This window comes from Flavobacterium sp. B167r (genome assembly GCF_056824315.1).
Genome location: NZ_CP124859.1, coordinates 325546 through 338667, shown reverse-complemented (window position 1 = coordinate 338667; position 13122 = coordinate 325546). Strand labels below are relative to the sequence as shown.

Here is a 13122-nt window from a genome sequence, read left to right as displayed (position 1 = left end):
GGGAAATATTCTTGATGAATACCAAAACAATTTTAATTACTGGTGTTACTGGTTTTTTAGGAAGCAATCTGGCTATAGAATTGGTAAAGCAGGGATATACTGTTATTGCTTTAAAAAGAAGATCTTCTTCTTTAAAAAGAATTCAAGCAATTTTATCTGAAATTCATTTATATGATATTGAAGATATTGATTTAGCAAATTTTTTTCAAACTAAATATAAAATAGATGTAGTTATACATACAGCTACAAGTTATGGAAGAAATAATGAAACGCCATGGGAAATTTTTGATGCAAATACAAGCTTTCCATTAAAATTGCTTGATGGAGCAAGTGTCGCTAATGTTAGTAAATTTATTAACACAGATACAATTCTTGATAAATTCCTTAATTTATATTCTCTTTCTAAAAATCATCTTCTTGATTGGGGTAAATTTTATTCTATGAGAAATAGAATAGAATTTATAAATATGCGATTAGAGCATTTTTATGGTCCCGGAGATGATGATTCTAAATTTACATCTTATGTTATCAATAATTGTTTGTCAAATGAAACAGCACTTAAATTAACACTTGGTGAGCAAAGTAGGGATTTTATTTACATAGATGATGTAGTTTCGGCTTATTTGGCAGTGCTAAATAGGGAAAAGCTTAATAATGTCTATTTTTCTGAATATGATGTAGGTAGTGGAAAGTCTGTGACAATCAGGAAATTTGTAGAAACAGTTCATGAAATTACAAAATCAAATATTAATTTAGAATTTGGGGCTGTGCCATATCGAGTAGGCGAAGTAATGAAATCAAAGGCAAGTATTGCTGCTTTGAAAGAGTTGGGGTGGAGTTGTAAATTTAGTTTAGAAGAAGGATTAATGTTAACTATTAAAGATCAAAAAGCATGAAATTATTAATAACAGGAGGATGTGGTTTTTTGGGAAGCAATTTAGCTTCTGATGCAATATTAAGAGGAGATGAAGTTGTTTTATTTGATAATCTATATAGAGAAGGGTCACGTTTAAATTTAGGATGGCTTGAATCTCAAGGTAAATTTAAATTTGAACATGGTGATATTAGAAATCAAAATGATATTACACGTGTAATCCAATCTTTCAAACCGGATGCTATTTTTCATTTAGCAGGACAAGTTGCTATGACAACTTCTATTGCAAATGCTAGAATGGATTTTGAAATAAACGTATTAGGAACAGTTAATTTATTAGAAGCTGTAAAATTATATGCTAAAGAAGCTATAGTTGTTTACTCGTCAACAAATAAGGTATACGGAGATTTGGAACAGTTTAAATACAACGAGACAGACTATAGATTTGAATGTATTGAAAAACCAAATGGTTTTGATGAAAAGACTCAGTTAGATTTTCACTCTCCTTATGGTTGTTCAAAAGGTGCTGCTGACCAATATATGCTTGATTATGCGAGAATTTTTGATCTGAATACAGTTGTATTTAGGCACTCATCTATGTATGGAGGTCGTCAATTTGCTACATATGACCAAGGATGGGTGGGATGGTTTTGCCAAAAAGCTTATGAAGCTAAAAATGGACTAAATTCTGAACCATTTACCATATCAGGAACAGGTAAACAAGTAAGAGATGTTCTTCATGCAGATGATATGAAAAGACTTTATTTAGCAGCTATAAACAATATTGATAAAGCTAAAGGTCAAGCTTTCAATGTTGGTGGAGGTATTGATAATAGTCTGTCATTATTGGAATTATTCGATATGCTGGAAAATATCTCCCATGCGAAGTTGAATTTTACTAAAATACCAGTACGTGAAAGCGATCAAAGGGTTTTTGTTGCAGATATTACTAAAGCAGAAAATATACTTAAATGGAAACCAGAAGTGTCTTCTTTTAGTGGAATTGAGAGAATGTTTGATTGGATTACGAAACAATAATTAAAATTAATTGATTTAGATGTACTAATTGTCTATTAAAAAACAAGTGACTAAAATCAAATTACAGCAAATAAATAATGAATAATTCTATTTTTAAAAATATTAAAATAATTTGGAGACATATTGAAAAACGTAGACGTTTGCAGTTTAAACTTCTAATGATTTTAATGATTCTTGTATCGTTTGCTGAGATTTTAACTATTGGAGCTGTGTTTCCTTTTTTTAAGGTACTAACAGAACCTAATAAAGTTTTGGATTATCCAATAATAAAATTTTTTCTAGAAACATTTAAGATTACTTTTCCAAATCAAATTGTACTAGCCATAACTATTCTTTTTTCTGTTTCGATACTTTTAGCGGCTGCTATGAGGATAATATTAACTTGGACTTCAGTAAGATTATCCTTTGCTTTAGGAAGAGATTTAAGCAATGACATTTATAGACGAACTTTATATCAACCATACGCAGTACATGTTTCTCGTAATAGTAGTGATGTAATAAATGGTATTTGGGTTAAGGTAAGTGAAGTTATTTTCTATATTTTGATGCCGGTATTTAATCTAATCAATTCAACAGTATTATGTGTCACATTGTTAGTCACTCTTTTAGTAATTATACCTAGTGTAGCTTTGATTTCAATTGGCATATTGATTTTAATCTATGGTTTAATTATTAAATTGACAAAAGACAAGTTAAAAAGGAGTAGCGCAACTATTGCAAAAGAATCAAGTAATATAATTAAAAACTTGCAGGAGGGACTAAGTGGTGTTCGTGATGTGTTAATTGATGGTAGTCAAGAAAGTTTTGTAGATACTTATAGTAATACAAATTTTATTTTACGTCGAGCTCAAGGTAATAATCAAATTATTAGTCAAATACCAGGATTCTTACTAATTTCATTAGGCATGATCTTAATAGCATTTTTATCCTACACTTTAACTTTAACTGGAGGGTTTTTAAGTGCGATGCCAAGTATAGTTGCCTTAACTTTAGGTTTACAACGTTTATTGCCAAATGCGCAAGTCTTATATGCATCATGGTCTACAATAGCTGGTTCTCAATCTTCATTAAAAGACGTTATTGAACTATTAAAGCAACCGCTCCCTGAAAATTTAAATCATGGCATTCAGGCATTCTCTTTTGAAAAGGAAATTATATTAAACAATGTTTCCTTCAAATATAATGATAAATCTGTTGTACTTAAAAATATCGATTTAAAGATTACCAAAGGATCTCGTATTGGTTTTGTCGGACCTACAGGTTGTGGAAAAAGCACTTTAATTGATATTATAATGGGGCTTTTAGATCCAACTGAGGGAGATCTTATTGTAGATGGAAATAAAATAACAGATTTAAATCGAAGTTTATGGCAAAAACATATAGCTCATGTTCCTCAGACCGTTTTCTTGTCTGATAATACTATAGAGAATAATATAGCTTTTGGTATTCCTCCAGAATTAATAGATAAAGATAGAGTCATAAAAGCGGCTAAACAAGCGCAACTGGATGATATCATAAATACTTGGCCACAAAAATACGAAACACGAGTAGGTGAAAGAGGTGTTCAATTATCAGGAGGTCAGTGTCAACGAATTGGTATTGCCAGAGCTTTATATAAACAAGCAGACATTATAGTTTTAGATGAAGCAACAAGTGCTTTAGATGAAGGAACAGAAAAAGAAGTTATATCCGCAATAGAATCTTTAAGTGATGAAATTACAATATTGGTTATTGCTCACAGATTAAATACTCTTAGTTTTTGCTCTGAAATTATCGAACTTGGAAAAGGGCATATTGTTAAATCGACGATTGTCTAATTATAGAATGAATTTTAAATAAAAAATGTGTAATAAAGATATTGAACTTAGTTTTTGCATACCAACATATAATAATTTTAATAGTTTGTTTAGGCTTGTAACTAGTATTTTAAAAAATGATGATCCAAATATTGAAGTTACTGTATTAGACAATGGATCAACTGATGATACCTATAATCGTATAAAAGAAATAAATGATTCAAGACTTTCTGTCTACACTAATTATGAAAACAAAGGAGCCCTTTTTAACATGATAAATGTTTTGGATAAAGGGCGCGGTAAATTTTTAGTGTATTGCACAGACCATGACCATGTTGATACGGAAAAAATTAATAAGTTTAAAACTTTTCTAATAAATAACCAAAACGTCTCTTTTGGGTATTGTGAGTACAATTCTAAGAATAAAGAGTTGTTTGAAATATTTTATAAAGGTAATGAAGCATTAAATAATCTCGCATATATAACTCGCCATCCTACTGGATATTTTTTTAACAATGAAAAAATAAAGCAATTAAATATAGTTGAGAATTTTTCAGATTATGAATTTGTAGACTTATTTCCACTTGAATTTATTTTTGCAGAACTGAGTTTAAGAGGAGATGGTATAATCTATCATGATTCGTTATTTACTCCCGAAACCGGAGATAGAGTAGTTAAACATAAATCAGCTACAACTAAGGGAAATTCTAAAACTGCCTTTTTTAGTCCAGAATGTAGATTAAAACTGGCTGTAAATTTTGTAAAACATTTACAGTCACTGCCAATGTCAAATAATGAAAAGAATAAACTTCTAAAAAAAATTTTCTTTCGGGAGTTTGATGCCGCGACTTTTGGTTTTAAAAGTGTAATGGAAAATGAAAAGTTATGTGCTCATTATAGAATGGAAAGAAGAGATATTGGTCGGTTGGAATTATTGAAGATAGGGTATTCATTTTATAATGGTTATATCGAAAAAGCTATCAATAAAAAATCAACTTCATGGTTGACCAATATATTTTTTAGAATTCATTTATGGACAGATGTGAAAAAATTTTCGGGTTTCTTATATAGAGTTGTCTTAAAATAATAATTTGTATTTATCGAAAAAAAATGAGTAATAAATTATTATCTATTTGTATTCCAACGTATAATAGATCCAAAACTTTAAATGATACATTAAGTAAACTATTTTCCAATCCGGATTTTGATAAGAATTTAATAGAAGTAATAGTTTCAGATAATTGTTCAACTGATAATACCGCTGAAGTCGTTGCAAAGTTTCCTTTAGTTCGGTATTATTGTAATAAGGAAAATGTTAGAGATATAAATTTTTCTATTGCTTTAGGCTATGCAGCTGGAAAGTATATTAGGTTGTTTAACGATACACTTTCTTTTAAACCCAATGCTTTAAGCATGATGCTTAATAATATTGAAAAACATTTGACAGACAAGAAAAATTTATTTTTTTATGGAAATATGTTTATTAATTCAAATAGTATAATAGAAATTCATTCTAAAGAAGAATTTATTAAAGAAGTAAGTTATTTAAGTACTTGGATAGCAAATTTTGGAGTTTGGAGGGAGGATTTTTATAAAATTAAAAATAAAGAATTCTATGCAGATTTCCAATTTACCCAAGTAGATTGGAGCTTTCAAATAGTTAATAATAATTTTAAAAGTGCGATATATTTTGATGATTATTTTGATGTAGTAACTCCTGAAAAAAAAGGTGGATATAATGTGTTTGATACTTTTGTAAATAAGTATTTGTATGTTATTAAGCAACAAAAACTATCTTTTTTAACTTATGAGCTGGAAAAATACAGATTATGCCGTCATTTCGTTTATCCATGGCTTTTGACGTTATTGGTAAATGATAATGAAAACTATAGTTTTGAGACTAAAGGAGTTTTTAAGATTCTATTAAAAAAGTATTGGTACGAACCTTATTTATATCTAATGCTATTATTCTTTTATTTCAAAAAAATCAAATGAAACAGCTAATTAAAATAGTTCTCAAAGGTTTTTTATCAATTATTCACTTTTTTTTTCCTTCACGATTATTTAGAATATTAAGTTTTAGATTAAAGCAACTATATTCTATTTGGTATAGTTTTAATTTTAAAAACACTGGTAAATCTATTAGATTAAGTTATCCATTATATTTGTATGGCGAAAAATATATTTCAATCGGAGAAAATTTTAATTGTGGGCCAAGATTAAGATTAGAAGCTTTTGAGGAACATTTAGGTTTTTCCTTTACACCAAGAATTAAGATTGGAGATAATGTTAGTATCAATTCAGATTGTCATATTGGGGCAATTAATGAAATAATAATAGAAAATGGAGTATTAATTGCTAGTAAAGTATTTATAACGGATCATTATCATGGCGAAATATCCAGTGATGCAATATTAATGCCCCCCTCCGAAAGAAAATTATTTAGTAAGGGACCAGTGAAAATTGAAAAAAATGTTTGGATTGGAGAAGGAGTCGTTATTTTGCCTAATGTAACAATTGGTAAAAATAGTATTGTAGGAGCAAATTCAGTGATAACAAAAGATATACCCGAAAATTCCGTTGTTGGTGGAAATCCAGCAAAAGTAATTAGAACTTTATGAATGAAAATGTAGCATTTACTATTTGTGCGAAGAACTATTTAGCACAAGCTTTTACCTTAAAAAAATCATTTGAAAAATTTAATCCAAATTGTGATTTTTTTATTTTCTTATCAGATGATGTAAATCAAATAGATGATGAATCTGATAAATTTGTTTTACTTGATGATAGCTGGTTGCCAAATTGGAAACAGATGGCATTTAAATATAATGTAATTGAATTTTCTACTTCTATTAAGCCATTCTGTTTTAAAAAATTATTTACTGAAGGTTATAAAAAAGTAATTTATTTAGATCCGGATATCTATGTAACTAATGAATTAGATGTAATTTATAATTATCTTGATAAAAAGGCTATAGTTCTTACGCCTCATTATTGTAATATTCAAACCGAATATACAGGATCTATAACTGAAGAAGAAATCTTGTTTGTTGGAATTTATAATCTTGGGTTTGCAGCTATTAGTAATAATTTAATAGGGAACAAAATTATTGATTGGTGGATGAATCGATTAGCAAATAAATGCTACGCAGATAAATTTGATGCTTTGCATGTTGATCAAAAATGGATGGATTTTATTCCTGCATTTTTTCCTAACGATATATTAATAACACATCATATGGGACTTAATCCCGCTATATGGAATCTTCATGAAAGAGAATTGATGATTGATGAAAGCGGAAGTTATAAAATCAGTAATATTGAGTCTAAAGAATCGTTTCCATTACTTTTTTTCCATTTCTCAGGATTTGATCCGTTTAAACCGAAATTAATAAATAGAAGACATCCAAAATATAATACAGATGTATACCCTTCTTATATTCCATTGTTTGAGAGCTATATTGCAGATGTTTATGAATCAGGATATGATAAATATTCAAAATTAAGTTATTCTTTTAACTCATTTGAAAATGGAGAAAATATTATCCCACTTCACAGAAGACTTTTTAGAGCATTAGAAGATGATTATCAAATAGAAGATCCGTTTAAAGAAAATAATAAGTTTTTTAAAACTCTAAATAGGAATAAACTTTTGACGGGAGTAAAATCAAATGCTTTTTCAACATTTACTGAAACAGAAAAATCACGAAGAGGTACGTTAGGAAAGATTATAATAAAAACATTTAAGATTGTGAAGTTTTTTATTGGAATCAAATATTACACATCGCTTATAAGCTTTTTAACTGGATTTGTGAGGTTAGAAAGACAAACTTTTCTGATAAAATAATGAGTAAAATTGATAAAAATGTTGTAATAGCGATTTTAGCGAGAGATTGTGAAGAGTCGTTAATCAACAATATTCCCGTAGTTGAAGAACTTAGGAATAGGTTCAATTGGTCTCATGTAGTAGTTGTTGAAAATGACAGTGTCGATCGCACTAAAGAAATTTTGAACAATTGGGAAAAAACTTCAAAAGGAGTTAATGTGATTTCTCAAGACTTTGGAACAAAAACTATTCCAGATCAGACAATTGAAATTACTTCACCAACAACAAGCTTTTATAGAATTGAAAAAATGGCTTTCTATAGAAACATTTATTTAGATTATATATCTACTTTAAAACACGAAATTGATTATGTTATAATTATAGATATTGATATTAAATGGTTCTCTGTTGATGGATTGGTAAATTCCATTGTAGAAATGAAGGATAACTGGGGGGCTATTTTTGCAAACGGAATTACTATAGGAAAAATTCTAGGGATGACTTCTAAAATTTATTATGATATTTTTGCTGTTAGTGAATATCCTTTAAAGGATGTTTTCTCTTTTACAGAAAAATCATTGGATAAAAGTTTTAAAACGATTAACCGAAATGTCAAAAGAAAAAAATATTATAGTTTAATTTCGGCATTTAGTGGAGTTGGAATTTATAAATATGAGGTGATAAAAAATTTAAGATATAGTGTAGTAAAGAATTCAAGCAATCCAACTGAGGCAATTTGCGAGCATATACCCTTTAATAATGAAATAATTAAATTGGGATATAAAAACTATATTTCAAGAGATTTTTCAGTTATTTACCCAATGGTGCATAATCTTGGGCTTCGATTAAAGTTGTGGATACCATCAAATATTTTTAATTCATTGCAGCACTTTTATTCTAAGTTTAGAAATATATGATCTATGTTTTAATATTTTTTATATTACTACTTTTAACTACGATTGATTTATATAATAGTAAGCTTCGCTATATTTCTTACTTTATAAGCGTTTCAATTTTAATTATTTTTGGATCTCTTAGGTGGGAAACTGGAGCAGATTGGATTCCTTACAGTAGTTTTTTTCTTTTAAATGATAGTTTAGATAAATTTCTCGAAGGCGGATTTGAAATTGGCTTTGCTTATCTGAATTATTTCGTAAAAAGTTTTTCAGATAGTTATTCTGTCATGCTTTTTGTCGTATCTTCAGTAGCACTTTTATCAAAATCTATATTTGTATTAAAAAAGTCTGATAATATAGTTTTTGTTATTTTTGGATTTTACTGCTTTTTTTTAGGGGATAGTTTTCCTGTAAGGCAAGCTATGGCGGTAGGTATTTTGTTAGCAAGCACAATTTTTATAATTGACAAAAAAAAATTTTTTTTTTTATTGTGCGTATGTTTAGCAGCAACAATACATGTCACATCTTTATTCTTTATTTTTGCATACCCAATTTTTCATCTTAGATGGAGTAACAAAAAAATTATATACCTTTTTTTAATCTGTATATTTATTGGTTTTATAAAATTACCAATTGTAATTTTATCTAAATTAAGTAATCTGGGAGATTTAGGATTTGTAACTTCAAAATTATTATATTATTTAGAAGATGGTGCAGATCAAAATACTTTAGACAATCCTATTAATTTTATAGTAAGTCTAATTCGTAGATTATTAGTTTTTACACCACTATTTTTATGCAGAAAGAGATGTGAAGTATATGATCCAAATTATAATGGGTATCTAAATCTTCTCTGTTTTGGGAATGCGATTTTTTTTGCGTTCTGTACTTCCATAGAAGTTTTTATCAGAATGGGAGCATACTTTTATATATATGAGATTTTCCTTTTGGCAATAATTTTAAAAGTATATTGGCGTACAAAAGCTGGATCTTGGGTTTATTTGTTACTAGTATTATATTTTTGCATTAAATTATACGGTGCGCTATCAGCATATTGGGATCTTTATGTACCTTATTATTCAATTTTTGAATATGTTCCAAGAACAATGCATTAGAATGAAAAACAAAATTATTTTTATGTTTTGTAGTTCATCAAATGCATTACTTTGCTAATAAGTTTTATATGATTTATTTTATAATATCCTTTTTTTATTAAATGACAACAATTAGAGTTTTAGAGACAAACGTTAGTGGTAACAAGCACAGTATGTTCAATGCATCTTTTTTAAAAATGCTTTCTTTATTGCCCCAAAGAGGAGAGCTTGTTTTTTATTCAGAAGAAACGCATAAAAAATGTATACAAAATTTTTTAGAAAAAGATAGTGATAATACAATTGAAAAAATTAATTTTTCAAATGTAAACATTGTAGATAAGGGACGCTTTTATTTGCCACTTAAAATTCTATTTGAAATATGGAATGTATCTAAAATTCTTTTTAAATTTAGAAAAGATGACTATTTGCTTATATTAACTTCAATAAGCCAAGCTTCTAATCTTGTTATAAAATTAATAAAGATATTTTTCCCAAATACTAAAATGATATTTGTTATTCATGGGGAATTAGAGTTTTTAAAAAAACATGCTGAACAACCATTTATGCTTAAAATGTGGGGATGGTTTTTAAAATATAGCTTTAAAGTTAAGACTGATGCTAAGACATTTTATCTGGTTTTAGGAGATGTTATAAAGAGCAATATGAAAAGATATCATATTGTTGATCTTGATAAGGTTTTAACGATTGATCACCCATGTTTGTACAATGGAAAAACAAAGTCAGTAAATAAGAACTCTTTAGTTTTAAAAATAGGAGCCATTGGTGTAGCATCTGAACAAAAAAAATCTCAATTTATATTTGATATAGGGGATGAAATTATCAAAAGAAATAAATCAGATGTAGAAGTAGAGGTTGTCGGAAAAATATTACCTAACGTATATAAATATTTAAGACCAGGGGTAATTTACTCTAAAGAAAATGTTATGTTGGATCAGCATATATTTGATGGTAAAATAGCAAATCTGGATTTTTCATTGTTTTTTTATGATAATACATATTACGAATTATGTGCCAGCGGAGCATTTTTTGACGCTCTTAATCACGAAATACCAATGCTAGGTTTAAAAAACGACTTTTTTGAGTATTATTTTACAAAATACGGTCCTATGGGGTATTTATTTGATAGCGTAGATCAGTTAATAGCTTTTTTAATGAGTTATGATAAGTCGAATGATGTAAAATACAGCTCATTTATAGATAATATGAGAGCAATAAAAGAAAAATTAGCAATAGATAAATTGGCGATTAGTTTTGAAGCTAAGCTTTTGCAAAACAATCTTTTAAGTCAATAAGTAAAATAAATAATATTGATATTAAATATTAAATGGATGTAAAAATTAGTCTAATAGTTTCTACCTATGGACGATACAAAGAAGTCGAGCTTCTTTTTGAAAGTCTCGCAAATCAAGATTGTAATTTTGAATTTTTTGAAGTTATAGTAGTAGATCAAAATGACAAATTGAGTTTAGATACTTTAATAACTAATTATAGTGCTAAATTTAATTTGATTCATTTTAAAGCTGATTTTAAGGGATTATCTAAAGCTAAAAATAAAGGAATAGATTTAGCGAGAGGAACAATAATAACTTTTCCCGATGATGATTGTACATTTTATCCTGATACAATTTCAAAAGTACTTAGCTTTTTTGAAGTAAATCCAACAGTTGATGTAGTTTATGGAAGTGTATTTGAACGAAGTACAAATACTAATGTAATGCGAAACTGGCCGAGAAAGGAAACACAGCTTAATTTAGTTAATTTTAGCATAAGGTATTCTGCAATTACCTGCTTTACAAAGTTGAAGTTAAGTTTCAATGAAAATTATGGAGTAGGATCTAAAATCGCTTCTGGTGAAGAACTCGATTATGTAATACGCGCTATCAAAGATTACAATGTATTTTATTCTCCCTCTATTCAAGTATGGCATCCTAAGTTAGATGTTGAATCTATGACCAATCAAAAAATCTATAATTACGCATATGGTTATGCAGCTATCATGAGAAAAAACTGTACTTTTATTATTTTTGGTATATTTTTTATGTCATTTATGTATCAGATACTACGTTATATTAAAAATATTTTTTCAGCTCATCAAAGACAAAAATATTGGCTTGCAATAAAAGGGCGATTTGATGGTTTTTTACTTTTACAATAATTATTTATGTTAGATAGATATGGTATTTTAGGATCTTTGAGACTTGTCATTTCGTTGATTTATACAAAAATTTTCTTTTATGAAGCAAGGTTAATAAGATTGCCTTTTGACATTCGAAATAGAAAATTTATTAAAATAGGAAAAAGATTTACGGCAGGTTTTGGTTGTAGAATTGAAGCTTTTCCACTAGATAAAAAAAATAAGTATTGCATAACCATAGGAGATAATGTTCAAATCAATGATTATGTACATATGGGAGCCGTTGGAGATATAACCATTGGAAATAATGTTTTAATGGCCAGTAAAATTTATATATCTGACCATAATCATGGAAGTTATGATGATCTAATTAGTGATCATCCAATGAGTGTGCCAGAAGAAAGAAAGGCAATATGTAAACCTGTTAGAATTTCTGATAATGTTTGGTTAGGTGAATCTGTGTGTGTTCTGCCAGGAGTAACAATTGGAGAGGGTTGTGTTATTGGGGCATTATCGGTAGTGTCTAAAGATATACCACCATTTTCTATAGCAGTGGGGAATCCTGCAAAAGTTGTTAAAAGGTATGATTTTAATATTAATAAATGGATAAAAGTATAATTTATGGAATTGACAAGAGTATTTTTAGCGGATTTAATTTTAGCAAAACTTATTGCTAATAAAGAAAATTTAACTAAAGAATTTAATCAGGGAGGAAGAATTAATTCCTGTGTGATTGACGATTTATTACCTGAGGAAGTGGCAAAAGAAATTTATGAAGCTTATCCATCTCCAGAAGAAATGGCTTTACATAAATCAATGCGTGAAAATAAAAGAATAGCTGCTCAAATGGATTTGTACAATCCTATTTTAGAAGAAGCGGTATATGCTTTTCAAGATGAGAGAATTGTGAAAGTGGTTGAGGAAATAACAGGGTTAAAAGAAATGACACCTGATGAGCATTTATATGCTGGAGGAATTAGTTTGATGGCTACAGGTAATTTTTTAAATCCACACTTAGATAATTCACATGACAATGATAGAGAGAATTACAGAGTGCTTAATTTATTATATTATGTTACACCAGATTGGGATATAGATAATGGTGGAAATTTAGAGCTTTGGGATAATGGGATGAATAAGCCTCAAAGAGTAATTCATTCTAAGTTTAATCGTTTAGCACTTATGATTACAAATAAAACATCAATACATTCTGTTAGTAAAGTAACATCTATAGGTAAAAGATGTTGTGTTTCAAATTATTATTTTTCAAAAAAACCAGCTGAAGCAACGGAATATTTTCATGTAACATCATTTTACGGTAGACCTGAGGAGCCTGTGAAAAATATTTTTTTAAGAGCTGATGCATTTTTGAGACAAACTGTTAGAAAAATTACAGGTAAAAGAGTTGTGGAAACTAAGCATATCTATAAAAAATAATTTTAA

The 13122-nt window shown here is 28.3% G+C and carries 13 protein-coding genes; all 13 read left to right on the top strand.

What is annotated here, in order from left to right; genetic code table 11:
* The first annotated feature begins 14 nt into the window (after positions 1-14).
* A complete protein-coding gene (locus QLQ96_RS01630; protein WP_482494155.1) occupies positions 15-896 on the top strand; it encodes an NAD-dependent epimerase/dehydratase family protein in 882 nt (293 codons plus the stop codon).
* Complete coding sequence (locus QLQ96_RS01625; RefSeq protein WP_482494153.1) at positions 893-1912, top strand: GDP-mannose 4,6-dehydratase; 1020 nt, start codon at positions 893-895, stop codon at positions 1910-1912. Before QLQ96_RS01630 ends, QLQ96_RS01625 begins: the two co-directional genes overlap by 4 nt.
* 77 nt (positions 1913-1989) lie before the next feature.
* Positions 1990-3729, top strand: coding sequence for an ABC transporter ATP-binding protein (locus QLQ96_RS01620; RefSeq protein ID WP_482494151.1), 1740 nt, complete (start codon positions 1990-1992; stop codon positions 3727-3729).
* A 25-nt stretch (positions 3730-3754) separates the two neighbouring features.
* Entirely contained in the window at positions 3755-4795 is a 1041-nt protein-coding gene (locus QLQ96_RS01615) for a glycosyltransferase family 2 protein (protein WP_482494149.1), read from the top strand.
* Positions 4796-4818: 23 nt separating this feature from the next.
* A complete protein-coding gene (locus tag QLQ96_RS01610) occupies positions 4819-5703 on the top strand; it encodes a glycosyltransferase family 2 protein (RefSeq protein WP_482494147.1) in 885 nt (294 codons plus the stop codon).
* A complete protein-coding gene (locus QLQ96_RS01605; RefSeq protein ID WP_482494145.1) occupies positions 5700-6329 on the top strand; it encodes an acyltransferase in 630 nt (209 codons plus the stop codon). Before QLQ96_RS01610 ends, QLQ96_RS01605 begins: the two co-directional genes overlap by 4 nt.
* The gene (locus QLQ96_RS01600) at positions 6326-7555 is read left to right on the top strand and encodes a glycosyltransferase family protein (RefSeq protein ID WP_482494144.1); all 1230 of its coding nucleotides are present in this window, start codon (positions 6326-6328) and stop codon (positions 7553-7555) included. Before QLQ96_RS01605 ends, QLQ96_RS01600 begins: the two co-directional genes overlap by 4 nt.
* Complete coding sequence (locus QLQ96_RS01595) at positions 7555-8451, top strand: hypothetical protein (RefSeq protein ID WP_482494142.1); 897 nt, start codon at positions 7555-7557, stop codon at positions 8449-8451. The genes QLQ96_RS01600 and QLQ96_RS01595 overlap by 1 nt, the downstream gene beginning before the upstream one ends.
* Positions 8448-9545 (top strand): EpsG family protein, encoded by a 1098-nt coding sequence (locus QLQ96_RS01590; protein ID WP_482494140.1) that lies wholly within the window; start codon positions 8448-8450, stop codon positions 9543-9545. Before QLQ96_RS01595 ends, QLQ96_RS01590 begins: the two co-directional genes overlap by 4 nt.
* Positions 9546-9646: 101 nt before the next feature.
* On the top strand, positions 9647-10837 hold the full coding sequence (locus tag QLQ96_RS01585; protein ID WP_482494138.1) for a hypothetical protein: 1191 nt from the start codon (positions 9647-9649) through the stop codon (positions 10835-10837).
* Between the two features lie 32 nt (positions 10838-10869).
* The gene (locus QLQ96_RS01580; protein ID WP_482494136.1) at positions 10870-11700 is read left to right on the top strand and encodes a glycosyltransferase family 2 protein; all 831 of its coding nucleotides are present in this window, start codon (positions 10870-10872) and stop codon (positions 11698-11700) included.
* 6 nt (positions 11701-11706) lie between these two features.
* Positions 11707-12297: an LbetaH domain-containing protein gene (locus QLQ96_RS01575; RefSeq protein ID WP_482494135.1), complete on the top strand. Its 591-nt coding sequence runs from the start codon at positions 11707-11709 to the stop codon at positions 12295-12297.
* 3 nt (positions 12298-12300) lie between these two features.
* Complete coding sequence (locus QLQ96_RS01570) at positions 12301-13116, top strand: 2OG-Fe(II) oxygenase (RefSeq protein ID WP_482494133.1); 816 nt, start codon at positions 12301-12303, stop codon at positions 13114-13116.
* Positions 13117-13122 lie beyond the last annotated feature (6 nt).